Source organism: Altererythrobacter sp. (assembly GCF_050299635.1).
Taxonomy (GTDB): Bacteria; Pseudomonadota; Alphaproteobacteria; order Sphingomonadales; family Sphingomonadaceae; genus Erythrobacter.
The window spans coordinates 59711-84032 of record NZ_JBNKWF010000005.1 but is presented as its reverse complement, the minus strand read 5'-3'; the positions used below and the strand labels follow the sequence as shown (position 1 = coordinate 84032).

Annotated in this window: 20 protein-coding genes and 2 tRNA genes; 12 read left to right on the top strand and 10 right to left on the bottom strand. The window is 60.6% G+C overall.

Annotated features, from left to right (window positions below; all coding sequences use genetic code 11):
- The first annotated feature begins 21 nt into the window (after positions 1-21).
- The 4 genes from ACQY6C_RS03880 to ACQY6C_RS03865 all read left to right on the top strand — a co-directional run bounded on the left by ACQY6C_RS03880 (position 22) and on the right by ACQY6C_RS03865 (position 3688).
- Complete coding sequence (locus ACQY6C_RS03880; RefSeq protein ID WP_427964985.1) at positions 22-471, top strand: type II 3-dehydroquinate dehydratase; 450 nt, start codon at positions 22-24, stop codon at positions 469-471.
- 69 nt (positions 472-540) lie between these two features.
- Entirely contained in the window at positions 541-1029 is a 489-nt protein-coding gene (gene accB, locus ACQY6C_RS03875) for an acetyl-CoA carboxylase biotin carboxyl carrier protein (protein ID WP_427964982.1), read from the top strand.
- A gap of 14 nt (positions 1030-1043) precedes the next feature.
- A complete protein-coding gene (gene accC / locus ACQY6C_RS03870; protein WP_427964979.1) occupies positions 1044-2393 on the top strand; it encodes an acetyl-CoA carboxylase biotin carboxylase subunit in 1350 nt (449 codons plus the stop codon).
- Between the two features lie 53 nt (positions 2394-2446).
- Positions 2447-3688, top strand: coding sequence for a hypothetical protein (locus ACQY6C_RS03865; RefSeq protein ID WP_427964976.1), 1242 nt, complete (start codon positions 2447-2449; stop codon positions 3686-3688).
- A 31-nt stretch (positions 3689-3719) separates the two neighbouring features.
- Here ACQY6C_RS03865 and ACQY6C_RS03860 read toward each other — a convergent pair whose 3' ends face one another.
- Both ACQY6C_RS03860 and ACQY6C_RS03855 read right to left on the bottom strand, forming a co-directional pair.
- Positions 3720-4163, bottom strand: coding sequence for a GFA family protein (locus ACQY6C_RS03860; RefSeq protein ID WP_427964973.1), 444 nt, complete (start codon positions 4161-4163; stop codon positions 3720-3722).
- A 13-nt stretch (positions 4164-4176) separates the two neighbouring features.
- The gene (locus ACQY6C_RS03855; RefSeq protein ID WP_427964970.1) at positions 4177-4641 is read right to left on the bottom strand and encodes an Lrp/AsnC family transcriptional regulator; all 465 of its coding nucleotides are present in this window, start codon (positions 4639-4641) and stop codon (positions 4177-4179) included.
- Positions 4642-4856: 215 nt separating this feature from the next.
- Here ACQY6C_RS03855 and ACQY6C_RS03850 point away from each other — a divergent pair, with 215 nt between their 5' ends.
- From ACQY6C_RS03850 to ACQY6C_RS03830, 5 genes are all read left to right on the top strand, one after another.
- Positions 4857-6755 carry a histidine kinase dimerization/phospho-acceptor domain-containing protein gene (locus ACQY6C_RS03850; RefSeq protein ID WP_427964967.1) on the top strand — a complete coding sequence of 633 codons (1899 nt, stop codon included), beginning with the start codon at positions 4857-4859 and terminating at the stop codon, positions 6753-6755.
- 47 nt (positions 6756-6802) lie between these two features.
- On the top strand, positions 6803-7789 hold the full coding sequence (locus ACQY6C_RS03845; protein WP_427964965.1) for a polysaccharide deacetylase family protein: 987 nt from the start codon (positions 6803-6805) through the stop codon (positions 7787-7789).
- Between the two features lie 72 nt (positions 7790-7861).
- Positions 7862-7937 (top strand) — tRNA-Ile (locus ACQY6C_RS03840).
- Positions 7938-7968: 31 nt separating this feature from the next.
- A tRNA-Pro gene (locus ACQY6C_RS03835) sits at positions 7969-8045 on the top strand.
- 91 nt (positions 8046-8136) lie between these two features.
- A complete protein-coding gene (locus tag ACQY6C_RS03830; RefSeq protein ID WP_427964962.1) occupies positions 8137-9513 on the top strand; it encodes an MATE family efflux transporter in 1377 nt (458 codons plus the stop codon).
- Here the strand turns inward: ACQY6C_RS03830 and ACQY6C_RS03825 are convergent.
- Positions 9510-11855 carry a TonB-dependent receptor gene (locus ACQY6C_RS03825; protein WP_427964959.1) on the bottom strand — a complete coding sequence of 782 codons (2346 nt, stop codon included), beginning with the start codon at positions 11853-11855 and terminating at the stop codon, positions 9510-9512. The genes ACQY6C_RS03830 and ACQY6C_RS03825 overlap by 4 nt on opposite strands.
- A gap of 184 nt (positions 11856-12039) precedes the next feature.
- On the bottom strand, positions 12040-13437 hold the full coding sequence (locus ACQY6C_RS03820; RefSeq protein WP_427964956.1) for a M20/M25/M40 family metallo-hydrolase: 1398 nt from the start codon (positions 13435-13437) through the stop codon (positions 12040-12042).
- Positions 13438-13560: 123 nt separating this feature from the next.
- Between ACQY6C_RS03820 and ettA the strand changes: the two genes are divergently transcribed.
- On the top strand, positions 13561-15234 hold the full coding sequence (ettA, locus tag ACQY6C_RS03815) for an energy-dependent translational throttle protein EttA (protein ID WP_427964953.1): 1674 nt from the start codon (positions 13561-13563) through the stop codon (positions 15232-15234).
- 42 nt (positions 15235-15276) lie between these two features.
- Here the strand turns inward: ettA and ACQY6C_RS03810 are convergent, their stop codons facing one another.
- From ACQY6C_RS03810 to ACQY6C_RS03800, 3 genes are all read right to left on the bottom strand, one after another.
- Positions 15277-16581, bottom strand: coding sequence for an APC family permease (locus ACQY6C_RS03810; protein ID WP_427964950.1), 1305 nt, complete (start codon positions 16579-16581; stop codon positions 15277-15279).
- A gap of 292 nt (positions 16582-16873) precedes the next feature.
- Entirely contained in the window at positions 16874-17746 is an 873-nt protein-coding gene (locus ACQY6C_RS03805; protein WP_427964947.1) for a substrate-binding domain-containing protein, read from the bottom strand.
- 261 nt (positions 17747-18007) lie between these two features.
- Positions 18008-19336: a chloride channel protein gene (locus tag ACQY6C_RS03800; RefSeq protein WP_427964944.1), complete on the bottom strand. Its 1329-nt coding sequence runs from the start codon at positions 19334-19336 to the stop codon at positions 18008-18010.
- Between the two features lie 255 nt (positions 19337-19591).
- On the opposite strand from ACQY6C_RS03800, the gene ACQY6C_RS03795 reads away from it, so the two are divergent.
- Positions 19592-20524, top strand: a complete 933-nt coding sequence (locus tag ACQY6C_RS03795) for an RcnB family protein (RefSeq protein WP_427964941.1) — start codon at positions 19592-19594, stop codon at positions 20522-20524.
- A 105-nt stretch (positions 20525-20629) separates the two neighbouring features.
- Here ACQY6C_RS03795 and ACQY6C_RS03790 read toward each other — a convergent pair whose 3' ends face one another.
- Complete coding sequence (locus ACQY6C_RS03790; protein ID WP_427964938.1) at positions 20630-21187, bottom strand: cytochrome b; 558 nt, start codon at positions 21185-21187, stop codon at positions 20630-20632.
- A 115-nt stretch (positions 21188-21302) separates the two neighbouring features.
- Between ACQY6C_RS03790 and ACQY6C_RS03785 the strand changes: the two genes are divergently transcribed.
- A complete protein-coding gene (locus ACQY6C_RS03785) occupies positions 21303-21971 on the top strand; it encodes a 2OG-Fe(II) oxygenase (RefSeq protein WP_427964935.1) in 669 nt (222 codons plus the stop codon).
- A 20-nt stretch (positions 21972-21991) separates the two neighbouring features.
- Here ACQY6C_RS03785 and ACQY6C_RS03780 read toward each other — a convergent pair whose 3' ends face one another.
- The gene (locus ACQY6C_RS03780; RefSeq protein ID WP_427964933.1) at positions 21992-23626 is read right to left on the bottom strand and encodes a lysine--tRNA ligase; all 1635 of its coding nucleotides are present in this window, start codon (positions 23624-23626) and stop codon (positions 21992-21994) included.
- Between the two features lie 93 nt (positions 23627-23719).
- Positions 23720-24157 carry a hypothetical protein gene (locus ACQY6C_RS03775; RefSeq protein ID WP_427964930.1) on the bottom strand — a complete coding sequence of 146 codons (438 nt, stop codon included), beginning with the start codon at positions 24155-24157 and terminating at the stop codon, positions 23720-23722.
- Positions 24158-24322 lie beyond the last annotated feature (165 nt).

Below are 24322 nucleotides of genomic sequence, written 5' to 3'. Positions count from 1 at the left end.
GCTGCGGGCTATGGCCCGCCCATGACCACCTCATCCAACCTCGTTTATGTCCTCAACGGGCCGAATCTCAATCTGCTCGGCATGCGCGAGCCGGAGATTTACGGTTCCGACACGCTCGATGATATCGCCGGCATGCTGGAGGACCGCGCGCGTGAACTGGGCCTCGAGATCGACATGCGCCAGACCAATCACGAAGGCATGCTGGTTGACTGGCTGCATGAGGCACAGGCCGAAGGCGCGCGCGCCGTGCTGCTCAACGCAGCAGCCTATACGCATACCTCCGTTGCGCTGCTCGATGCCATCCGGGCAATCACCACTCCAGTGATCGAGGTGCATCTTTCGGACCCCAAGACGCGCGAGGAGTTCCGCCACCTTTCCTATGTCGGGATGGGGGCAGCAAAGACCGTCGAGGGGCACGGGGCAAAAAGCTATCTGATCGCGCTTGAAGCGGTGGCGAATGGCGAAATCTGAGCTTTCGCCCCTTGCCAGCCACAATTCCCGCGAATAGTCACCCCGCAAACAACAGTTAACGGGGCGAATATGGCCGAATCCAAAGGCACGACCGGGCGCAGGTCCGGAATGAATGTCGATACCAAGCTGGTGCGCGAGCTGGCCGAACTGCTCGGAGAGACCGGGCTGACCGAAATCGAAGTCGAAGACGGTGACCGCAAGATCAAGGTCTCGCGTGGTGGCAGCATTGCCGCAGTGACGGCGGCTCCCACCGCAGCGCCCGTATCCGCGGCGCCTGCTGCCGCTCCAGCCGCTGCTGCTGAAGAGGCCCCTGCCGAAACCCATGCCGATGCGATCAAGTCGCCCATGGTGGGCACCGCCTATCTCGCCGCAGAACCCGGCGCGGACAATTTCGTGAAAATCGGCGACAGCGTGAGCCAGGGCGACACCTTGCTGATTGTCGAGGCAATGAAGGTGATGAACCCGATCCCTGCCGACAAGTCCGGCACGGTCAAGGCGATCCTGGTCGAGAACGCGCAGCCGGTCGAGTTCGACCAGCCGCTGGTCGTGATCGGCTGATCCGGGGTTAGCGCATGGCCATCACCCGCATATTGATCGCCAACCGTGGCGAAATCGCGTTGCGCATCCACCGCGCTGCGCATGAGATGGGAATCGAGACGGTTGCGGTGCACTCCACCGCTGATGCCGATGCCATGCATGTCCGGCTGGCCGACCAGGCTGTGTGCATCGGTCCGCCGCCTGCAAGCGACAGCTATCTCAATATCGCCAACATCATCTCGGCCGCCGAGGTCGCTCACTGCGACGCGATCCACCCCGGCTACGGTTTCCTTTCGGAAAACGCCAAATTCGCCGAAATCGTCGAGGCGCATGACATCGCCTGGATCGGGCCCAAGCCCGAACATATCCGCACCATGGGGGACAAGGTCGCGGCCAAGCAGACTGCGGGTGCGCTCGGCCTGCCGCTGGTCCCCGGTTCGGATGGTGCGGTGTCCGATTACGATGAGGCCAAGAAGATCGCCGCAGAGATCGGCTATCCGGTCATCATCAAGGCGGCCTCTGGTGGCGGCGGTCGCGGGATGAAGGTCTGCGAGTCCGAAGACCAGATCGAAACGCTGATGAAGCAGGCCGGGAGCGAGGCCAAGGCTGCCTTCGGCGACGATACGGTCTATATCGAGAAATATCTCGGCAACCCGCGCCATATCGAGTTCCAGATATTCGGCGACGGCAAGGGTGGCGCCATTCATCTGGGCGAGCGCGACTGCTCGCTTCAACGCCGCCACCAGAAGGTGCTCGAAGAAGCGCCTTCGCCCGTCATTTCCACTGAAGACCGCATGCGTATGGGCGAAATCTGCTCGAAGGCGATGCAGGACATGGCCTATCGCGGCGCAGGCACGATCGAGTTCCTGTGGGAAAATGGCGAGTTCTACTTCATCGAAATGAACACGCGCCTGCAGGTCGAACACCCCGTGACGGAAGCCATTACCGGCGTCGACCTTGTGCGCGAACAGATCCGCATCGCGGCGGGAAAATCGCTTTCGGTCAAGCAGGAAGAGCTGGAGTTCCAGGGTCACGCGATCGAGTGCCGCATCAATGCGGAAGACCCCTTCACCTTCGCGCCATCACCTGGCGAAGTGACTTATTTTCACGCCGCTGGCGGCATGCATGTGCGCGTCGATTCGGGGCTCTACGCGGGCTATCGCATCCCGCCCTATTACGACTCCATGATTGCCAAGCTGATCGTCTATGGCCGCACGCGCGAAGGCTGCATCATGCGCCTGCGCCGCGCGCTGGAGGAAATGGTCGTCGAAGGGGTCAAGACCAACATCCCGCTGCATCAGGAACTGTTGCGGCAGGATGACGTTCTGTCAGGCGACTATTCAATCAAATGGCTTGAGGAATGGTTGGCCGAGCGGGAGAGCTGATGCTCGCCCGTCATACAGACCGCTCTTTCGCGGTGAGTTTCAACAGACCCTAGATGACCCGAACATTCCGCATTCTGATTGTGCTGCTGGTCTTGGCGGCCGGCGCCTTTTTCCTTCTGACAGGCTCAGATCCATGGGTTGCCGAGCAGCCGACACCATCGGCCAGGGAAATCCAGAATGTGCGGGCGGTCTTGCAGGAGGCAAGCAGCGGGAACGTGCAGGGTGATCCGATCGATGTATCGTTCGACGATGCCCAGCTTCGTAGCCTGGCGGCATTGGCCAGCCAGGGGCTACCTCCCAATCGTTTCAAGACAAGGCTTGAGGATGACACGCTCACAGTCACGCTGAGCCGCCCGTTCTGGTTTCGCTGGCTCAATGTGCAAACCGCAATCAGCGGTGAAAGCGAAGGTTTTCCCGAATTGCGAATGAAGGTGGGTGCTGTCCGGTTTCCCGGCTGGCTTTCACGCAAGATGTTGAATTTGGGGCATCGCCTGATCGCGGCCAAAGGCGTGGCCGTGCAACCGCTTGATAAGCTGGTTCAATCGACCCGGATTACGGATGGGAAAGCCGAGGCAACCTTGCTGCTGCCAGAACCGGCTCAGGTTCAGCAGGCCTTTTCCGATGACCCGCTGATCATCGACCCGGCGGTGGCGGCGGACATCTATTGCCGATTGAGCGAACAGCAGCGCGGATCGAAGCAGAAGCTCCTGGAACAACAGCTCGGGCGAGCACTTGCCGCTTCGTCAGAAAGTCGCGAGCAGCATGCCGCCGCGCTGGTCGCGCTCGCAATGTTTGTGGTCGATCCAACAGTAGGCAGGCTGGCTGGCGTCGCACCCGACGCGATCGAGACCTGCAAGCCTCGTGGCCAGGCAATCACCCTGCAAGGCCGCGCGGATTGGGCCAAGCATTGGTCGTTGTCCGCGGCTCTTGCCGTTACAACGGGTGACCAGTTTGCGAACTCAATGGGCGAATGGAAGGAACTGGCAGACAGCGGCGCAAGATCGCCCAAACTCGCGCCGAAGGATCCGAGCGGATTCTCCTTCGCCGATCTTTCTGCAGACCGCTCCGGTATGCTGACCGCGCGCCGTCTCACAAATCCGTCCCATTTGGTGCAGGCGCGCGAATGGGCCATGGAGGCAGATGGCCAGCAATTGCTGCCAGAAGACCTCATTGAGCTGGGAGACGGGATCGGCGAAGCGGAGTTCAAGCGCCAGTTCGGCGGCATCGAAACCCCGCGCTTTCTCGAGCAGGTCGAGAAAATCGACCGCGAGCTGCGAAAGGGCTGGGATCGCTAATCGGCTGGTGCTGCGGTAGACCTACCGGGCTCTAATCCTGACCAGGATCGAACCCGGCTTCCTTCGCTTCGGCAATTACTTCCGCGCCGGTTTGACGTGTGTGATCTCCCGAAAGATCGCACCATGCTGCCTTCTCGTCGATGAATATCTCTTTCTCTACGGTATATCGATCTGCGTCCGAGAAGAGTCCGGCGAGAAAGCTGCGACTGCCTGTAGGCAGGAACCGGTACCAGAGATTGCTTCCGCAGTGCCTGCAGAATGCCCGTTCGGCCCACTCGCTCGATCGATAGATCGTGATGCTTTCTTCGCCGGAAATGGCAAAGCTTTCGCCAGTCAGCGCAGAGTAGAATGCGCCGCCCCATCGGCGGCACATATCGCAATGGCAGATCTCGACATGCGGGTTTGGCTCTTCGAGCCTTATCTCGACCGCATGACAAAGACAGTGCCCGCTAATCTGCATCTGTTCGTTTGACATGGCCGCCTTTCATCTACCCAAGCGGCACGCCAGGCTCATGCTTGGCGGTGCGGATCGTCAGCGAAGTCTTCACGCTTTCCACATTGGGCGCCGGGGTCAGCTTGCTGGTGAGGAATTCCTGGAAGCTTTGCAAATCCTTGCTCACGACCTTGAGAATGAAGTCGATTTCACCGTTAAGCATATGCACTTCGCGAACTTCGGGCAGCTCGCGCATCGCTTCCTCGAACTCGCGCAATGCGCTTTCGGCCTGGCTCTTGAGGCTCACCATAGCGAAAACCGTAATTGCGAAGCCGAGTTTCGACGCGTCGAGATCGGCGTGATAGCCGCGAATCACTCCGGCTTCTTCCAGCCCGCGCACCCTGCGCAGACAGGGAGGCGCCGTCAGCCCTACACGCTGCGCCAGATCTACATTTGTCACGCGCCCTTCTGCTTGCAGCTCTGCCAGCAATTTCCGGTCGATTTCGTCTAGATTGGCCATCCCCGAGCCCCGCAAGAATGCTATGGTTTGATCCACGGCGTTATGAAACGAATGACCCCTTCATAAGCCTTGGAAGCTAATTTTATTGTTCCTGCCAGCAATTGTCCCGCTTTGCAACGCACTGAACAAGCCACTCACGGGCAGCTTGGATAAACTGGTAGGAACAAGACTGCCCGAAATGCGCCCTGTTGGCGCGATGGAAATACGGAGTCTGGATGTTTTTTGACGACCGCCTTGCCACTGTGCTGCGCCACCGCGCTGCCGGCGAGCATGCGGCGCGCACCCAGTACCGACAGCTCCTGGACCTGCTGGGTAACCGCAAATACGGGCGGGACGAGAGCCTGGTGGCCGCCGCATGGCTGCGGCTGGGCGCATTGGGCGAACAGATTCCGGCGGTTGATCGGGCGCGCATGGTCGCTGAACCCGGTTGGCGCTTCCGCAGCGCTGAACTGGCCGCCCATCTGGCCGAGGATGAACCCGCCGTCGCTGCGGCTGCACTTGCCCGCGCGAATCTGTCCGAAAGCGATTGGGAAGCGCTTATCCCCCGACTGCCGATTCGGGCACGGGGATTCCTGCGGCTCCGCCGCGACCTTCCCGATAGTGCGGAAGCAATCCTCGAACGGCTCGGCATCAGAGATCGCGGATTGCCGCAACCGGAACGCGAGAGCGAGTTTGGCGAGGATGCAGTTGACGATGTTCCGGGCGATTCAGCAGCGCTAACCGAAGCCGAACAGGCGAAACCGGAGCCAGATTCAGAGGGTGAGGAAGATCAAACCGTAGAGGCCTCGCATCTGACCGAGGCAGACCGGGTCTTCCATGATGACGACCACATCTCGGCAACCGATGATCCGGCGGCGACCGCGGCAAGGTCCGGGCCCGAAGCTCCGGCTACGATGGAACCGATAACGGCGCCCCGCGCCGACAACGAACAGGCCAGCGAGATATCCCGTCTGGTCGAGCGGATCGCACAGTTCCGCCGCGAGCGTGAATCGGGCGCGCCGCCAATCGATCATTCGCCGCGCCTGCCGCTGGGCGAAGCACCACTTGCCGAGGATTTCGAGATTACCGGCTTCGGCTTTGCTGCCGACGCTGCTGGCCGGATCGAATGGGCCGAAACCAAAGTGGCCCCGATGGTTATCGGCAAACGCCTCATTTCACCGCGCAGGCTGGGTGAAGCTGCATTTCCCGATCAGGTTATGCGCGCCTTCTCGCGCCAGCTCCCTATCAAACATGCCGAAATGACGCTGGAAGGCGCAGCGGCGATTTCCGGCGAATGGATCGTCGATGCGCACCCTCGATTTGCCAGGTCAGGTGGGCGTTTCCATGGCTATGTCGGGCGATTCCGCCGCCCCCCCCGCAAGGACGCCATCGATCCGCGCATCGCGAGCGAGGCGGATCGCATTCGCCAGTTGCTGCACGAATTGCGTACGCCAGTGAATGCGCTGCAGGGCTATGCCGAAGTGATCCAGCAGCAGCTATTCGGCCCCGCCCCCAACGAATACCGAGCACTGGCGGCATCGATCGCCGGTGACGCCGCGCGCATAATGGCGGGGTTCGACGAGCTGGAACGACTCGCCAAGCTGGAGACCGGGGCAATTGCGCCTGCCAGCGGCGAAACCGACCTTTCAGAGCTTGTCCGCCAGACTCTGGGGCAATTGGAACAAGTGCTCGCGCCCCGGCTAGCGGGGATTGCGTTGGAAGCGACGCCAGATGAACCAGTGACGGTCGCGCTCGACCATGACGAAGCGGAAACCCTGGTCTGGCGTATGCTGGCCATTCTTGCAGGGGCTTGCAGCACAGGCGAAACGCTGGGCGCCTCGCTCGAGGTCGAAGACAATCAGGCGATTCTCGCTTGCGATCTGCCGGCCGAACTGATGGCGGAAGACGACCTCTTCGCTGCGCAGACAAGGCCCGCAGCCGGGGGGCTGAGCGCGGGACTGTTCGGCGCGGGATTCAGTCTGCGGCTGGCGCGAGCCGAAGCGCGGTCAGCCGGGGGTGGCCTGGTTCAGGACGACGATCGGGTCTTGCTGAAATTGCCGCTCTTGACCCTTGATGAGAGCCTGCCTAGCCAAGGCCAACAGGCGCGAAGCAAGGCTGCTCTCGACCAGGGATAGCCGTTTCGCTCGCGCGGCGATGGAGGGTGGCCATCTCGAAAGTTTCGATGCTTCAACCGCCAGCGCATTCGGCACGGGCGAGCTTCTCGGCGGACTTTGGCCAACGTGTGCTGTTGACGGTCGATACCGAAGAGGAGTTCGACTGGAATGCACCTTTCAGTTCGACCGGCTACAGCCTCGATCACGTTATCCGACTGCGCAATTTCCAGGAGTTCTGCGAAGGACTTGGCGTAAGCCCGGTGTATCTGGTCGACTGGCCAATCGTTACCTCCGACCTGGCGGTCGATCTGATCGGGGATGCGGTAAAGCGCGGCAAGGCCGAAGTGGGAATCCAGCTTCATCCCTGGGTCAACCCGCCCTTCGATGAAGAGGTCAATGCGCATAATTCCTATGCCGGGAACCTCCCCTCTCAGCTTGAACGCGACAAGCTGGTCCAGCTGCGTAACAAGGTCGAAGATCGGTTCGGCACCGTACCGGCCAGCTATCGCGCAGGCCGCTATGGGCTTGGCCCGCAAACCGCCACGATCCTCAAGGAAGCCCGGGTGGCGATTGACACATCGGTTCGCGCCAATTTCGATTATCGCGAGGGCAACGGCCCGGACTATTCGCATCATCCGCTCTGGCCCTATTGGATCGATCCGGAACGCCAATTGCTCGAACTTCCGGTGACCAGCGTGTTTTGGGGAATGCTGCGCAAGCAGGGGCCGCAAATCTATCCCTTGACGGAACGGATGCCGCGGCTCGGCGGGGCACTGGCCAGGATGGGTATGCTGGAACGGATAGCACTGACGCCCGAAGGAGTGACTGCGGAAGAGGCTCTGCGCGGCGTCGATATCGCGGTGGATGACGGGTTGCCTGTGCTGGTTCTCAGCTTCCACAGCCCGTCCCTGGACATCGGCCATACGCCCTATATCCGTAGCGAAGAGGACCTCGACGCGCTGTATGACTGGTTCAGGCTCATCTACGCCTATTGCGGCCAGTTGAACGTGCGCCCCACTACCATTGCCGAGATCATGGATTCAGTTGTCCGTTGATTGGATGCAAACACCGGCTTGTAAGACCTGCAGACCCAATGTAGGGCGCGTTCCGCATCGCCGCATCCGGACGGGCCTGTAGCTCAGCGGTTAGAGCTGGCCGCTCATAACGGCTAGGTCGCGGGTTCGAATCCTGCCGGGCCCACCACCGGGGCGCGGTTGATGCGGCACGAAACGGTCGGGGAGTGGCGCAGCCTGGTAGCGCACCTGTTTTGGGTACAGGGGGTCGCTGGTTCGAATCCAGTCTCCCCGACCAGTTTCGATGATGCACATGGGGCCAGGCGCCCCGGTGGAAATGATCCGGCCAAACGTTTCCCGCCTGCACTCTCCGGCGTAAGCCACGCTTCATGGCGACTCCAAAGCCTCTGAACCTGGATAGGCGCGCGATCTGGGCCATCGCCCTGCCCGCCATGGTCACCAATGTAGCGACCGCATTGATCGGTTTGGGTGACATGTGGATCGTAGGGCGGCTGGAGGATGCCGCAACGCAAGGCGCGGTCGATGTCGGCGCACGCCTGTTCGCCGTTCTGTTCACCGTCATGAACTTCCTCAAGACCGGCACCACCGGGCTGGTGGCGCAAGCTGGCACGCGCGCCGGGGAGCATGGGGGAGAAAGCGCGCAGGCCAGATTGTTGGCACGCGGCATTGCGATTGGCCTGACGATCGCTGTCGTTCTCTTGTTGGCCAAGCCGCTTCTGATGCCGCTTGCGCTCGACGCACTGGGTGCCAAGGGCGAAGTTCTGGCCGCTGCCCGTACCTATGCCAATATCCGCTATTGGACTGCGCCGGGCGTCATGCTCAATCTGGCCCTTATGGGCTTCCTTGTCGGAAGGCGGCAAATGATTGCCGTGCTCTGGATCGAGGTGGCCTATAACGTAATCAATGTCGCGCTTGGCCTACTGCTGGCGCTCCAGTTGCAATGGGGCATAGCGGGCATCGGCTGGTCCAGCTTCATTGCCGAATATGCCAAGCTAACCGCACTTCTGGCGATGGTGACGACGGGATCGGCGGGAGCATCACTCCTCGCCGCCCTACGCGACCGCGCCGTGCTCCGCTGGGATGCTATCCGCCCCTTCCTCAGCCTCAATCGCGACCTCTTCCTGCGCACATTGGTGCTTACGATTTCGCTCGCAGCGCTGACGCGGCTCAGTGCTGAGCGCGGACCGGAAGTACTCGCAGCCAACGGTATCATCTACCAGCTCTTCATTTTCAGCGCGCTGCTGCTCGACGGGTTCGAGAATGCCGCGCAGGTGCTCAATGGGGAGCGGCTGGGCGCAGGCGACCGCGCGGGATTTGCCGGTTATGTGCGAGCGATCCTGTGGCGCGGGCTGGTGGCGGCCGCGATCCTGTCCGCAGGCTTCCTGCTCTTTGCCGATCCCATCCTCGCCAGCTTCGCCGCGACCGAGGGTGTCGCGCGAGAAGCCATGCGCCAGGCATTGTGGCTTGTGGCGATCCCCTTCGCCGGGGTGTCCAGCTTCGTGTTCGATGGGGTGTTCGTGGGCGCGAGCTGGACTCGCGCCATGCTGCTTTCCATGGCGGGAGCAGCCGTGGTCTTCGCGCTCGCGCTGTGGCTCACCTGGCCACTGGGCAATGGTGCGCTTTGGGGCAGCTTCGCGCTTTTTCTGCTCTCGAGAGCCGTGTTTCAGGCCTTGCTCCTGCCCGGAAGAATGCGGCGCAGCTTCGCGAACGGGGCAGCAGAGCCGCCCCGCCCGCGCGAAGTCTAGAAGGTCACGCCGGCTTCGATGCCCCAGATGCGCGGCTCGTTGACCATCGCGGTGAGGTTGTTGAAGTCGATCCCCGACACCGCCGATGTATCCTTGGTGATGTTGCGGACGAATGCGGCGACTTCAAATCGGTCGGTCTTGTAGCCGGCACGTACACCGCCTTCCAGCATATGATCGTCCTGAAACTCGACCGATTCATAGAGGAAGAAGTTGATCTTCGAACGGTATGCCCAGTCAGTGAAGAAATAGACTTCGCCATCGCCGACCGGGACTGCGTAGCGCGCCGTGACATTCGCGATCCAGCGCGGCGATTGCGGCAGGCTGTTGCCATTGATGTTGACGATCGCCGCCGAGAAGGGTGCAGCTGCAATCTCGATCGGATCGAGGATCGTGCACAGCGATACGTCCGGGAAGGTATCGACCCTGGTCCCACCACATGCAGCGGAGGTGAGGTCCTCGTCCTGAATCTCGGTGTTGTTGTAGCTGACACCCGCAGTGAACAGCAGGCCGCTGGTCGGTGCGATTTCTGCATCCAGCTCGAAACCATAGCCGCGCACATTGTCGGCGTTGATTACGCGGTTCGCGTTCACGTCGCCGCCCACCGCTGTGAGCTGCGCATTGTTCAGGTCATAATAGAAGCCGGAGAGATTGATCCGAGCACGTCCGCCGAACAATGTCGATTTGACGCCCGCTTCATACGACGTGATCGTTTCCGAATCTGCCACCGAAACGCCATCTTCAAGCGGCGTGGCCGTTGCTGGCGGGAAGAGGATGCGTCCCTGGATGCTCGGCGCACGATAGCCTCGCGCTACGCGCGCATAGAGGTTCAGATCGTCGCTGGCTTCATAGCGCACACTGGCATCCCAGGTGACGGTGTTGTCACTGACTTCGCGACTTACTGTGCCAAGCGGATTCTGCAGGAAGGTCGGAAATTGTGTGTCCTGGCTGCGAACGACAACGAATTCCCGCTTGTCGTCATTGTAGCGAATACCGCCGGTGACGCTCAGTTGGTCCGTAAGCTCATAGGTTAGCGAGCCGAACAGGCCAAAGGCCTCGCTCCGCTGGTCCTGGCTGACAACGATATTAACCCCGCCCGGCGCATTCAGGGGATCGCCGAGTGTCGAATAATTCTCGCTCAGGATCTGCAGGTCTTCGTCGAAATAGAAGAACCCAGCCTGATAGCTGAGCGGCCCGTCGCCATTGCTGGCAATCCTGATTTCCTGGGTCAGCTGGTCGAGATCGGGCACTGTATCCCGCGTTTCGGCGGTAAACGGAATTTCACCCGGGCCGTAGAGATCGGGCGGCAGGAAGTTCGCACCAAAGCCGCCATCGACATCGCCTACCGAAGTCGAATCCGCATTCCAGTAGCTGGTGACGGAGATCAGCGAAACGGGCCCCAGATCCATGGTGATCCGCGCAGAGAAATTCTGTGCCTTGAGGCTCTGATCGTTCTTGCCGTCAGTCGAGACGCTGTAGCGGTCAAAATTGTCGTTGAGGCCTTTCTGACCGCGCGTGAAATTGTTGGCGCGGAAAAGTCGCGCGGTACCCTCAAGATCACGAATCTGACCCGTCAGAAGGATTTCGAAGCCGTCGGTTGGCTCGGCCTCGGCCTGGATACGGAATGCGAAATCCTCGAAACCGCCGAAGGCGTTCCTTTGTGTGCCCGAAGGCAGGACATTGTCGACATAGTCACTTTGGCGTTGATACAGCGCCGAAACGCGCACTGCGAAATTGTCGCTCAAGGCCAGATTGAGCGCACCTTCAGCGTTCACGTTCTCAAAGCGACCGTATGATACGCGGGCATAGCCGCCGAAATCGTCTTGCGGTTTGACCGAATCGAACTTCACGATACCCGCTGGCGTATTGCGACCGAACAGCGTTCCCTGCGGCCCGCGCAAGACCTCTACCTGCTGCATGTCGAACATGGGAAAGCCCTTCAGGACCGGGTTTTCGAGAACCACGTCATCGTAGATCAGGCTCACAGGCTGCGAAGCGTTGTAATCGAAGTCGGTATTGCCAAGGCCGCGAATGTAGAAGCGCGGGAATGTGCGGCCATAGGAGGATTCGACCACCAGGCTTGGAACCTTGCCCGATAGTGCGCGGATATCCTGCCCACCGCTGCCCAGGGCAGTCAGTTGATCCTGGCTCACCGCGGTCACAGAAATCGGAACGTCCTGGATATTCTCTTCGCGCCTTTGCGCAGTGACGATGATCACACCGATGCCTTCATCGGCTTCGGCATTTGCTGCCGCATCCTGGGCGATAGCCGGTGTCGCTGCCAGGAGAGATGCGGAGAGGGCGACACTCGCCGCGGAAACGAAATAGCTGGAGAGATGCTTCATCTGCTTGCCCCATGTAACTCGTCGGCGGTCGCGCAAGACTGCTCGCCGTCTCGGAGATCGATTTTGGACCCGAATGCGAATTGAACTTGTCACGCAGTTGCGACAATCCTGCGCTGCGTCAATTTCCCCGCGTGGAAAACGCGATTCTTGTTTCGTCCGCGTTGCGCCGACGCAACGCCCGCGATCACCGCGGCGTTACGTCTTCCTCCAGATTGGTCCCTTTGATCGGTCCTGCCTCATCAGCCAGAATCGCGACCACCTGCGTCCAGACCGCGACATTCTGCCTGAGCTGCAGCGGATCGATCTTGTCGAGCGTATCGTCGGGCGTGTGATGCAGGTCGAAGTAGTGCGTGCCGTCCTGCTGCAGATCGACGATCGCTGACTTCTGTTCGCGAACGATATTGAGATCGGCTCCACCAGTGGCCTCTTGCATACCGTTTGCGACACCAAAGCGGGCCACCGCACGTGCGATCTTCGTGTGCAAGCTCGGGTTGCTCTGGCGAAAATTGCTATCGAAGCGCCAGATCCGGTCCGCCCCGAAATCGCTTTCGAGCCCGACTGCCATCGGTTCATCCTTGTGCGCGGCGGCATAAGCCGCACTGCCCCAAAGGCCGGTCTCCTCGGCCCCGGCGAAAAGCACACGGATGGTCCGCAGCGGCTGGCCAGCCCGCGCCACATGCAGCGCAGCGGCGGCAATGATCGCGCAGCCTGCGCCATCGTCCACCGCGCCAGTGCCAAGGTCCCAGCTATCGAGATGGCAAGCGAGCAGTACCGGTGGCAACGAGGGATTGCGGCCCACGATCTCGCCCACCACATTCCCGCTCTGGGTTGTGCCCATATCGCGCGGGGTAAGCACCAGCTTGACCCGGACTGGTCGATCTCCGGCCCGTGCAAAGATCCGCTCTAGATTATCAGCATCGGGATTGCTGATCGCGCCTGCAGGGATCGGCGTGACGCCTTCGGCAAAGGTCGTCCCACCAGTATGCGGCGTACGGTGGTTCTCGGTTCCGACCGAGCGGATCACCGTCGCGATCGCGCCCTTGCTGGAGGCGAGGCTCGGCCCGGTCCAGCGTGCAGGTCCGGCAAAGCCATAGCCCGATCCATCCTGCGTGGGTTTCATGTCATGGCTGATGAAGGCGATCTTGCCCGCCAGGCTGCCCGGTGAAGCATCTTTCAGATCGGCGTAGCTCGGGAAATGGATCACTTCGGCTTCGATCCCGTCAGGTCCGGTTGAGGCGGAGCGTCCCAAAGCGGTGATGCGCATTGGCTGGGCGAAGGGAGCGGTGACGCTGGCACGTTCTTCGCCGCGCACCCAGGTCTGCATATCGAATGGCTCAATAGCGACGTTGGCGAAGCCGTGAGCCTTGAGCCAGTTCACGGCCCATGCGCGGCCGCGTGCCTCCGCCTCGGTTCCAGCCATGCGTGGGCCGACCTCTGTCGTGATGCCCTCGACGAAATCCCACGCGATCCTGTCATCCGACAGCGCCTTGTCGGCCTGACCCACCAGGGCGCTCTGGGAAGAGGCTGCGGCGATGGAAGGGGAGAGCGAGAGCGCAACCAGCGCAAATGCGAATCTTTTCATGGCCCAAGCTGCTATCGCCCCGTCCCTTGCATGTCTAGCGAAGTCCAGCTTGCCCTAACCCGCCGCAATCCCTATCTGCGCGGCAAATCTTTTCACTCAAGAATCCGATGCAAGGACGACCCGATGGCCGCGCAATACGCCTATGTCATGAAGAACATGACCAAGACCTTCCCCGGTGCCCAGAAACCGGTGCTCAGCGATATCAATCTGCAATTCTACCAGGGCGCGAAGATCGGCATCGTCGGGCCAAACGGCGCGGGCAAGTCCACCCTGATCAAGATCATGGCCGGGATCGACACGGATTTCACTGGCGAGGCCTGGCCGGGCGAGAACATTACCGTCGGCTATCTTGAACAGGAGCCGGAACTGGACTCTACCAAAACCGTGCTCGAGAACGTCAAGGATGGCGCGCGCGAAACCGCCGATCTGGTCGAGCGCTACAACGCCGTTGCCGCCGAAATGGCAGAGCCCGATGCCGATTACGAAAAGCTCGGCGAAGAGATGGCCGACCTTCAGACCAAGATTGACGCGGTGGACGGCTGGACGCTGGACAACCAGCTTGAAATCGCGATGGAGGCATTGCGCTGCCCGCCGGGGGACTGGCCGGTGACAGATCTGTCCGGCGGTGAGAAGCGCCGTGTCGCGCTCACCCGCCTGCTGATCCAGAAACCCTCGATCCTGCTGCTGGATGAGCCGACCAACCACCTCGACGCCGAAAGCGTCGAATGGCTGGAAAACCACCTCAAGGAATATGCCGGTGCGGTGCTGATGATCACCCACGATCGCTACTTCCTCGATCACGTGGTCGGCTGGATCCTCGAGCTCGATCGCGGCTCCTACTACCCATACGAAGGTAACTACTCGACCTATCTCGAGAAGAAGGCCAAGCGCCTCGAACAGGAAAGCCGCGAGGAATCGGGCCGCCAGAAAGCGCTCAGCCGCGAACTCGAATGGATCCGGCAGACGCCCAGTGCGCGCCAGACCAAGAGCAAGGCGCGTATCCGCAAGTTCGAAGCGCTGCAGGACGCGCAGTCCGACCGCAAGCCCGGCAAGGCACAGATCGTGATCCAGGTTCCCGAACGGCTCGGCGGCAAGGTGATCGAGGCCAAGGGTATCTCCAAGGCCTATGGCGACAAGCTGCTGTTCGAAGACCTGTCCTTCACTCTGCCTCCGGGCGGTATCGTGGGCGTGATCGGCCCCAACGGCGCGGGTAAATCCACCCTGTTCAGGATCATCACCGGCAAGGAAGAGCCCGATTCAGGCAGCATCGAGATCGGCGACACCGTGCGACTGGGATATGTCGATCAGAGCCGCGATCACCTCGATCCCAAGCACAATGTGTGGGAGGAAATCTCCGACGGGCTCGATTACATGAAGGTCAACGGCCACGACATGTCGACCCGCGCCTATGTCGGTGCCTTCAATTTCAAGGGCGCCGACCAGCAGAAGAATGTCGGCAAGTTGTCAGGCGGTGAGCGCAACCGCGTCCACATGGCCAAGATGCTGAAGGAAGGCGGCAATGTGCTGCTGCTGGACGAACCGACCAACGATCTGGACGTCGAAACGCTCGGCGCGCTGGAAGAGGCAATCGAGAACTTCGCCGGCTGCGCCGTGGTTATCTCGCACGACCGCTTCTTCCTCGACCGCCTGGCCACCCATATCCTCGCCTTCGAAGGCAACAGCCATGTCGAATGGTTCGAGGGCAATTTCGAAGCCTATGAGGAAGACAAGCGCCGCCGCCTGGGCGATGCTGCGGATCGGCCTACGCGTCTGGCGTACAAGAAGCTGACTAGGTAACGGGAGAAGATAGCTGTCAGCGTGCGCAAGATTGGCCGGGTTTCAAGCAGCCCGAGCCCTTTGGCGCTCCCGTGAGAGGTAGTGACCAATCGGCACGCATAACGCGATCAGCCCCAGCATCACCCCTCCGCTGAAGAGGTCGGTCGAAATATAGAGCACAAGCAATGCCACATCCACCAGCGTGACCAGGATTGGAAGCGCAGGATAGAGCTTGGCCCTGTAGGGACGCGGCAGGTTGGGATGCTTTATCCTGAGTCCGAACAGCGAGGCTTCGTAAAGGACGAAGGTAAAGATGATCAGGGCGCCCATGAGGCGGAACAGGAACTCGAACCCGCCTGACAAGATCAATACTGCTGCAAATAGACCGGAAATGGCCAAAGCGACATCCGGGGTTCCATGCTTGTTCACGCGCGTTGCAATCAAAGGGAACAATCCATCGCGCCCCATGCCATAAAGAATTCGCGGAGCGACCATGAGGTTGCCGTGCAGGCAATTGGCAGCAAGCAGTATCGCACAGGCGGCGACTATCTTTCCACCAATCGGCCCGAAGATATTGGCCATCGCGACCGAAACGGGAAGGTCTGACTGTCGCAACACGTCGATCGGTAGCGCGTGGAACAGCCCGGCATTGAGCAAGAGATAGACCACCATGATAGACCCCACAGTCATGAACATTGCGCGGGGCAAGTGTCGGATCGCATGGGAGTCTTCTTCAACGAAATAGGTCGATCCAGACCAGCCGCCGTACGCGCCGTAGATCAGTTGATAGGCGATCAATATGCCGAAGAGGCCGAACGTCGACTCTCCGCCCGCTTGATTGGGCGAAGATTGAATCTCCAGCGAAAGCGGCGGGTAGACGAAGATCGCGACCACGATCGCGCAAAGGAATAGGAACTTCAGCAAGCTGCCACCAATTTCTGCCGCCGCACTCTCCCTTACGCCCCAGAAATTCACTGCGAACGACATTGCGCCGAATGCCATGGCTACGAGCGGCGTATATGCGCCCAGCGGCGGGATCAGCACCGCGGTAAAATTGGCGCAAACCACGCCAAGGGCCGCGACTGAAGCGATCGCCGAGAGCCAATCCGCCCAACCCGCCAACAGCCCAAGAGAGTCCCCGAATACAAAGCGAACAGGAACGTAATTGCCGCCGACCTTGGGAATGGCGGTAATCAGCTCCGAAGCGATGTTGGCGAGAAGGAGGCAATGCAAGCCGCCCAACAGCCATAGACCCATCACGATTGGCATGGATGGGATGTTATCGACCACACCGCCAGGCGTTCTCATTATCCCGGCACCGATGACATTCCCCATCCCGATCGCCAGCGCAAAGCTGAAACCGAGCACTTTGTGCAATGGATTTAAGGTTTTCCCACCTGCAAAAATCGTAGCCATCTTGCCCCAAGCCCCCGCTACGCGCCCCGTCTTTCAACCTATCACCATTATTGGCCTTGGCGAGGATGTTATGCACAGGGGGGCGATAGCGCTGGTGGCAGGCGATGACCGCCTCTCAGCCGGTAAGATTAGCTCCAGATGAAGAACCCGCGAGGCGGCGCGGTTGAGGCACATCTTGAAAGCGAAACAGCTGCCATGCGCCGCGCGATCGGAGCATCGCAAAGACCCGGAGGGCGGGATTCGATTAGATCGAAATCGAGTTCGACCTCAAGCGCGGGGTCTCATCCGGCTCAGCGACATATTCGGCCACCGATTCACGCTCGACGATCTCGAACGGGACAAGCGTGTGCTGGCAGGGCCTTGAGGGGTTGCGGATCTGGTCGACCAGCAGCCTGCAAGCCGCCTCACCCATCTCTTCGAGCGGCTGACGGACAGTCGTCAGGCGCGGACGAGTGGTATTGGCCACCGCAACATCGTCATAGCCAACCAGTGAGATCGTCCCGGGAATCGATATTCCCGCTTCATTTGCCGCGTCGATAATTCCGGCGGCCATTTCATCATTGCTTGCAAAGATCGCCGTAGGTTTGGCTGCAAACAGCTTTCTGGCCTGCTCGCGGCCGGACTGACGCGTGAAGTCCCCTTGTACCACAAGCGAATTGTCGACCCGCAGGCCCTTCGCCCCAAGCGCGTGCGTATAGCCATTGTAGCGCCGCATGCTGACCAGATGGGTATTGGGGCCGCGCATGATGCCGATCCGGCGATGGCCATTATTGACCAGCAGGCCGGTGATCGCTGCGGCAGCATCAAACTCGTCCATGGTTACCCGGTTGCCCTTGTCGAGATCGAGCAGCGGCGCAATACGGACATAGGGAATGCCGCGCGTTTCAATCTGAAGGATCGAGTGCCGGTCATCCGAAACCGGAGGTGTAACGATGAGCCCGTTGCAGCCGGTTTCCTCCATGACTTCTGTAATGCTGCGCCTGTGGCGATAGATGTTCACCGACTTGATTTCGAAACGTTCGGCGGAGCCGACCTTGCTGACGCCGGAATGAATCCGGGAGACATAGTCATCCCCTGGGTTATCGGAGAAAATCAGGATCCTCTTGGTTTCGCTCATTTCTGACGCCCGTTCTGTTTTATATGCCTGGCTCCCATTCGTCGCGCCCTGAAGCGAGACGAGCCAGGCCATATATTCCGGTAGCGTTACCAAATTGCTTAAGGCGCAGCCTCGGCGTCTTCCTGAAACGGACTCGAACATCCATTCGAGAGCCAGTCAGATATCGCCACAGAATGAATATTTTCGTTCTATATGAAATAGATGCGTATAGCGCGAAGGTTGCCGGTGCAGTTTCCGATCAAGGAAAATTGGTGCCCGAATCTACTTAACATCGCCGGAAGGTCTTGATTCAGGAGGGGCTGCAAAATCCTCCGCCAACGCGTGGTAGAGGCGTTTGCGGCATACCATGGTGCTGGCCCAGTCGCCGATCAGCGCAGTGGCGAACAGCGGCAGAATCGCTCCAGTACTGCCCGTCGCTTCGCTGAGGATGATCACCGCCGTCAGCGGCGCACGAACAACACCGACGAAGTATCCCGCCATGCCGAGCAGCACGATGGCGCCCGCCTGGTCCGCATCGAACGGCCAGGTCAGCAGGCTGCCGAAACCAGCGCCGACTGCAAGCGAGGGAGCGAAGATGCCGCCGGGCATTCCGCTGACCGCCGTGGCGAGCGCGGCAACGAATTTGGCAGGACCGAACAGCGGATCGATCGCGCCGCCTTCGAGCAGCGCCTTGGTTGGCTCGTATCCCGTGCCCCAGCTTGCGCCGTTACTGGCGATGCCGAGTACAGCGACCACCAGTCCGCAGATGAACGCGACCAGCAAGGGCTTGCGCTCCAGCGCTCCGCGCCACTTGCCTCCCGGTCCGCGCAGCGCGAGCATGAGCCGGGCAAACAGCCCGCCGAGGACGCCGCCGAGGATACCTGCAACCGGGGCCACGATCAGCACTGTCGTGATCGGCAAGTGCCCCCCGACGTGTCCGAAATATACATAGTTGCCTGCAAGTCCCTGTGCAGTCAGGCCCGAAATCATGACAGCACCCATCACAAGCACGGCAATACGCTGCTCATAAGCGACGGCCAGTTCCTCGATCGCAAAGCTGATTCCGGCCAGCGGCGTGTTGAACGCCGCCGCGACGCCTGCCGCCCCGCCCGCGATATAGACGCCAGAGGTCAGGCGCACGCCGAACAGGCGATGGATCTGGACCATGATCGCTGCACCCAGCTGCACCGTCGGACCTTCGCGCCCGACCGAGGCACCGCCAAACATTGCCGCCACCGTCAGCGCGATCTTGGCCAGCCCCGCCTTGAGCGAGACAAGCGGCGCAGTGCCCTTGGCATCGGGCTCTCGCGCGGCGGCGATTACTTGCGGAATGCCCGAGCCGCGCGTTTCAGGGGCGAGCTTGCGCGTCACCATCACGATGGCGACGAACAGCGCGGGTGTCAGTACCAGCGGTGCCCACCGATAGCGCTCGACCAATTGTTCAAACAGGTGCTGGGCGCTGTCGCCCGCATAGGTAAAGACCAGCGCCATCAGGCCGATCAGCAGCGCCCCGACCAGCGTCGCCAGCCGCCGGTGCCAATCCTGCATCTGAAACAGATCGCCCGCATCCGGTCTGGGAATGGCATCGAGTATGCGGGAAAGACGGGACATGCGCCGCCCCTACTCTCTCGCAGTGCGGAGTCCAATGATCGATCGTTCCGGCATTCGAATGCCGACCGATATTAAGAAAGATGGCGCGAAACATGAACAGAAGCCTGTATGGCCGGTTCAGTTCTGTGACAGCACTCGCAAAGTATCAGAGCCTTATCAAACAGGGCCGCACTTGGTGGAGCGGCATGACAGGAGCCTAACATGTCGATTTCCCAATTCTTGAAGGGTAGCGCGTACTCCGCCCTCGCTGCCGCGATGGCGCTGACGGCCCTGCCCGAAGCGGCTGGGGCGAAGGAACGCGACCAGAGCCCACGTTACAAGGCAGAGCGAAGCCAGCGGCCGCAGCTACGGCAGGTGCGTAGCGAGAATCGCCAGCAGCGCCGCGAAATGCGCCAGGAGCGTCGCTCGACCCAGCAGAACCGCCGCTCGGCCCAGCAGGATCGCCGCTCGGCCCGTGATGTTCACCAGCGGCCTGAAATGCGGCAGAACATTCGGCGGGCACAGGCTCAACAGGCCCGCAACCGCGGCGAGGAACGCCGTGGCCGCGACTGGAACCGCAGCGACCGCCGCGCTGACATTGCGAAGGAGCGCAGCACGCGCGAATGGAATCGCAGCGATCGCCGCGAGACCCGCGCAGTCGATGCACGGCGCAACCACAGCTATTCGGATACCAGGCGCAATCGCACCTATCGCGAGGCAAATCGCGACCGTGACCGGCATCGCGACCGCAACCGCTGGGAACGGCGAGGCGACCGCCGGGACGGCTATCGCGACGGGCGCCACGGCTCCTACCGCGATGGATATCGTGACGGACGCCGCGGCTCATATCGCGACGGGCGGCACGACGGCTATCGCCAGGCACGGCATGACTATCGCCGGTGGGACCGCAAACATTGGCGCAAGAACCATCGCTATAACTGGTACAAACATCGCCGCGACCACCGGCATATCTACCGGCTGGGGCGCTATTACTCGCCCTATCGCTATCACCACTACAGCCGGCTGAGCATCGGGTTCTTCCTCGACAGCCTGTTCTATTCCAACCGCTACTGGATCAGCAATCCGTGGCAATACCGCCTGCCGGACGTCTATGGCCCCTATCGCTGGGTGCGCTATTACGACGATGTGTTGCTGGTGGATATGTACACCGGAGAAGTGGTCGACGTGATCTACGACTTCTTCTGGTAAACCTACTCCCGAAGTGCTGGCCCCTGAGCGAATAGAACGGGGCGAGCCACCAAGGACCCCCATTCGCCGCAGCGGATGGGGGTTTCTTGTTGCAGGTACCCGGAATCAGGCCTTGGGCTCGGGGCCCCACGGCAGCATACGGTGGATATTGCCGTCCTTGTCGATCAGCGTGTGCTTGAGCGCGCCGACGATGTGCAACACGACCAGCAGCAACAGGAAAGTGGCGCCGGCGCCATGTGCTTCAGCAATTTCGTGACCGAGTTCCTTGTTTTCTGCGACCGGAAGCAGGGGCACGTTGAACAGCCCCCAGAAATCGATCGGATAATGGCTGAAGGAGCTCGCCACCCAGCCACCGATCGGCAGCCCGATGAGCATGACGTAGAAGATCACATGTACCGCGCGGGCAAGCGACCTTTCCCACCCAGCCAGGCTGGCAGCCAATTCAGGCGGCCTGCGAGTAAAACGCCATAGCAGGCGAAGCACACTCAGGATCAGGATAGTGATGCCCAGCGCCTTGTGCTGGGTGATCCAATAGAGCTTGTCCGCATCCTCGGCATGTTCGAAATTTTCAGCCAGACGCCAGTTTACGATGACAGCGATAGCGATCAGCCAATGCAATATCATCGCCACGCCGGAATAGCGTGCCTGCGTTACGGTGGTCATTCATCTCTCTCCTGCCGATGGGGTTGGACCTATCCTAGCATCGCGAAAGTGCGCGGCAAGCACCTGCGAGCGCAGCACACTTGCAGCAAGCGACCGGCTTGCTAGGAAAAGCACGATGACCAAGACTTCCCCGATACCCGATCAGGCCGCTCTCAAACGCATTGGCGCTTCGGTGCGCGAACGACTTGAGGCCGACCCGCACGCCTACAAGATCGAAACCGATGTTGCGGAAATCTTTGCTGTGGGCGATTTCCTCAGCCAGTCCGAGTGCGACCGCCTGTGCCTGATGATTGATCTGGTGGCAAAACCCAGCACGCTGCACGAGCAGGATTATGCGAGCGGGTTCCGGACGTCCTATTCGGGCGACCTCGATCGCGAAGACAGCTTCGTAAGAGGTATTTCGCGCCGGATCGACGATCTGCTGGGCATCAGTTCAATCTGCGGTGAGTCGATCCAGGGCCAGCGCTATCTGCCCGGCCAGCAATTCAAGCCGCATAACGACTGGTTCTATACCAGCGAAAACTACTGGAAGCTGGAGCGCAAGCGCGGCGGGCAGCGCAGTTGGACTGCGATGGCCTTTCTCAACGAGGTCGAGGAAGGCGGCGAGACCCATTTCACCAACGTCGGGATCAAGATCGAGCCCAAGCCCGGCGTGCTGCTGGTGTGGAACAACGCGACTGAAGATGGTGTGCCCAATGAAGGGACAATGCATGCGGGGACGCCCGTGGTGAAAGGCGCGAAATACGTCATCACCAAGTGGTATCGCACCCGCAAGTGGACTTGACCGCGATCACTTGACCGCGATCAGGCGTTCGCCAGTGCCTCTGCGATCAGCTTGCGGCTGTTTGCGATCCCGTAAAGCGCGATGAAGCTGCCCATGCGCGGGCCCTGCTCGCTGCCCAGCAAGGTCTCGTAGAGCGCCTTGAACCAGTCGCGCAGATTGCCGAAGCCGAATTCCTCGTTCTTGCCAATCTCGTAAACCTGGGTCTGGATATCCTCGGCAGGCGTTTCCGGATCGAGCCCTGCAAGTACATCATCCAGCGCACGCAAGGCTGCTGCTTCGTTCTCGCTCGGCGCGCGCTTCTTGAGCGTTGGAGCGACGAAATCGCGATTGTAGGCCAGCGCCTTGTCCACCAGCACATCCAGCTCTGGATGATGAGCAGGATCGGCATCGTGGATGTAGTTGCCGAGATAGGACCACACCTGCTCATGGCTGGCCCCTGCGCCCAATACGCCGACGAGATTCAGAAGCAGGCCATAGGTAACCGGCAAGCTGTCGCCAGCGCCCGGTGCTTCATCCGCTTCGAAACCGCCATTGGCGCGCAGCAGGTGCCAGGCCGGATTGCCCAGCTGCTTGTCGAGCTCCTGTTCGGGCAGTCGCTGGCGAAATTGCCAGTAATCGTCGACCGCGCGCGGGATCACGCCGACATGCAGCTGCTTTGCGCTCTTGGGATTGGGGAAGATGTAGAAACCCAGGCTCTCTTCGCTGCCATAGGTCAGCCATTCCTCGATCGTCAGGCCGTTGCCCTTCGACTTGGAGATCTTCTCGCCCTTTTCGTCGAGGAAAAGCTCGTAGATCAGCCCTTCGGGCTTGCGGCCACCGAGCACCTTCACGATCCGGCCCGACTGGGTAACACTGTCGGTCAGATCCTTGCCGGACATCTCATAGTCGACGCCCAGTGCATACCAACGCATCGCCCAGTCGACCTTCCACTGCAGCTTGGCCATACCGCCGAGCGCCGACTGCTCGACCTGCGAGCCATCCTCGTCAGTGAAGCGAACCAGCCCGGTATCGGCATCGACAATTTCAACCGGCACCTGCAGCACGCGTCCCGTGGAGGGGCTGATCGGCAGGACCGGCGAATAGGTCTGCCGCCGCTCCTCGCGCAAGGTCGGCAGCATGATGTCGAGAATGTCCTGGTTGTGGCGCAGCACCTGCTTCAGCGCATCGTCGAAGCGTCCTGAATTGTACATGTCGTTCGATGCAACGAATTCATAGTCGAAGCCGAAGCGATCGAGGAACTCACGCAGCATGGTGTTGTTGTGATGCGCGAAGCTTTCATGCCCCTTTTCGAACGGATCGGGAATGCGGCTGAGCGGCTTGCCCAAATGCTTGGCCAGCAGTTCCTGGTTCGGAACATTGTCGGGCACCTTGCGCAGACCGTCCATATCATCGCTGAAGGCGACGAGGCGCGTCTTGCCGTCTTCAGGCTTGGCACCGATCATTGCTTCGAAGGCGCGGCGGACGAGCGTAGTCCGCAGCACTTCCTGAAAAGTGCCGATATGCGGCAGGCCCGATGGGCCATAGCCGGTTTCGAACAGCACGGGCGAGCCGTCCGGCTTCACGCCGTCCGGATAGCGTTTGAGCAGCCGTTGTGCTTCCTGAAAAGGCCAGGCCTTGTTGACGCGTGCAGCTTCGATCAGTTGTTCCATGCTCATGGGCGAAGCCTCTTGCCTAATGCCGCCCATGTTGCAAGCGCGAAGAGCACGGGCGCTTTCGCTGCTGACCCGTGCCCCTTCCCGAGATTCAGTTCAATCGGCCCATTGCATGGTGCCCGATCCTGAGCCGCCCTGTCCGGCCCAGGTCGTGGCACCGTTCTTGCCTTCATAGATCCCGGTCTTGCCGTTGAGCCCGCCGACGCAGCCTTGCATACCATTTTCAACATTGTTGCAGCCGAAAATCATCGAATAGGTTCCCGAAGGCCCGCTTGCATCGCAGGCGAAGTGGAAATCGAACAGCTTTGCATTGGGCGGCTGTGAGACGCCGATGCAGGTCCAGTTCTCATTCACTTGCGTGCCATCGGAGAATGTCACGACCGAGGTGCCCTCCTGATAGCTGCCCTGGTATTGCTCGTTGCCGGTCGTCTTTTCCGGACCCCCGGTGGTCGTATAGGTGCTCGTTGCCGCCACAGCGACACTTGCGTAGCAAAGTGCCGCCGAAGCGATCGAATATGCGATTGCCCTGTTCATATGAGTCTCTCCTCTCTCAAAGCGACCCATCACAAAGCGACCCATGATTGCGCAACGCCAACCCGCCAGACGCAAGACATGCTTCCGGCCGATCACGTCACGCATGCGACTCCGGCTTTTTTGATTGTGAGGGCCTTATCCGCCTCGACGTGTGGCGAGTCAATT

What these genes read in the sequence shown, in the direction of transcription:
- ACQY6C_RS03865 (WP_427964976.1), top strand. Translation starts at nt 2,447, where the DNA reads ATGACCCGAACATTCCGCATTCTGATTGTGCTGCTGGTCTTGGCGGCC.
- ACQY6C_RS03805 (WP_427964947.1), bottom strand. Translation starts at nt 17,746, where the DNA reads ATGAGCGAAACCAAGAGGATCCTGATTTTCTCCGATAACCCAGGGGAT.
- ACQY6C_RS03845 (WP_427964965.1), top strand. Translation starts at nt 6,803, where the DNA reads ATGCTTCAACCGCCAGCGCATTCGGCACGGGCGAGCTTCTCGGCGGAC.
- ACQY6C_RS03825 (WP_427964959.1), bottom strand. Translation starts at nt 11,855, where the DNA reads ATGAAGCATCTCTCCAGCTATTTCGTTTCCGCGGCGAGTGTCGCCCTC.
- ACQY6C_RS03795 (WP_427964941.1), top strand. Translation starts at nt 19,592, where the DNA reads ATGGCGCTGACGGCCCTGCCCGAAGCGGCTGGGGCGAAGGAACGCGAC.
- accC (WP_427964979.1), top strand. Translation starts at nt 1,044, where the DNA reads ATGGCCATCACCCGCATATTGATCGCCAACCGTGGCGAAATCGCGTTG.
- ACQY6C_RS03775 (WP_427964930.1), bottom strand. Translation starts at nt 24,157, where the DNA reads ATGAACAGGGCAATCGCATATTCGATCGCTTCGGCGGCACTTTGCTAC.
- ACQY6C_RS03830 (WP_427964962.1), top strand. Translation starts at nt 8,137, where the DNA reads ATGGCGACTCCAAAGCCTCTGAACCTGGATAGGCGCGCGATCTGGGCC.
- accB (WP_427964982.1), top strand. Translation starts at nt 541, where the DNA reads ATGGCCGAATCCAAAGGCACGACCGGGCGCAGGTCCGGAATGAATGTC.
- ACQY6C_RS03780 (WP_427964933.1), bottom strand. Translation starts at nt 23,626, where the DNA reads ATGAGCATGGAACAACTGATCGAAGCTGCACGCGTCAACAAGGCCTGG.
- ACQY6C_RS03800 (WP_427964944.1), bottom strand. Translation starts at nt 19,336, where the DNA reads ATGTCCCGTCTTTCCCGCATACTCGATGCCATTCCCAGACCGGATGCG.
- ACQY6C_RS03820 (WP_427964956.1), bottom strand. Translation starts at nt 13,437, where the DNA reads ATGAAAAGATTCGCATTTGCGCTGGTTGCGCTCTCGCTCTCCCCTTCC.
- ACQY6C_RS03790 (WP_427964938.1), bottom strand. Translation starts at nt 21,187, where the DNA reads ATGACCACCGTAACGCAGGCACGCTATTCCGGCGTGGCGATGATATTG.
- ettA (WP_427964953.1), top strand. Translation starts at nt 13,561, where the DNA reads ATGGCCGCGCAATACGCCTATGTCATGAAGAACATGACCAAGACCTTC.
- ACQY6C_RS03785 (WP_427964935.1), top strand. Translation starts at nt 21,303, where the DNA reads ATGACCAAGACTTCCCCGATACCCGATCAGGCCGCTCTCAAACGCATT.
- ACQY6C_RS03880 (WP_427964985.1), top strand. Translation starts at nt 22, where the DNA reads ATGACCACCTCATCCAACCTCGTTTATGTCCTCAACGGGCCGAATCTC.
- ACQY6C_RS03850 (WP_427964967.1), top strand. Translation starts at nt 4,857, where the DNA reads ATGTTTTTTGACGACCGCCTTGCCACTGTGCTGCGCCACCGCGCTGCC.
- ACQY6C_RS03860 (WP_427964973.1), bottom strand. Translation starts at nt 4,163, where the DNA reads ATGTCAAACGAACAGATGCAGATTAGCGGGCACTGTCTTTGTCATGCG.
- ACQY6C_RS03855 (WP_427964970.1), bottom strand. Translation starts at nt 4,641, where the DNA reads ATGGCCAATCTAGACGAAATCGACCGGAAATTGCTGGCAGAGCTGCAA.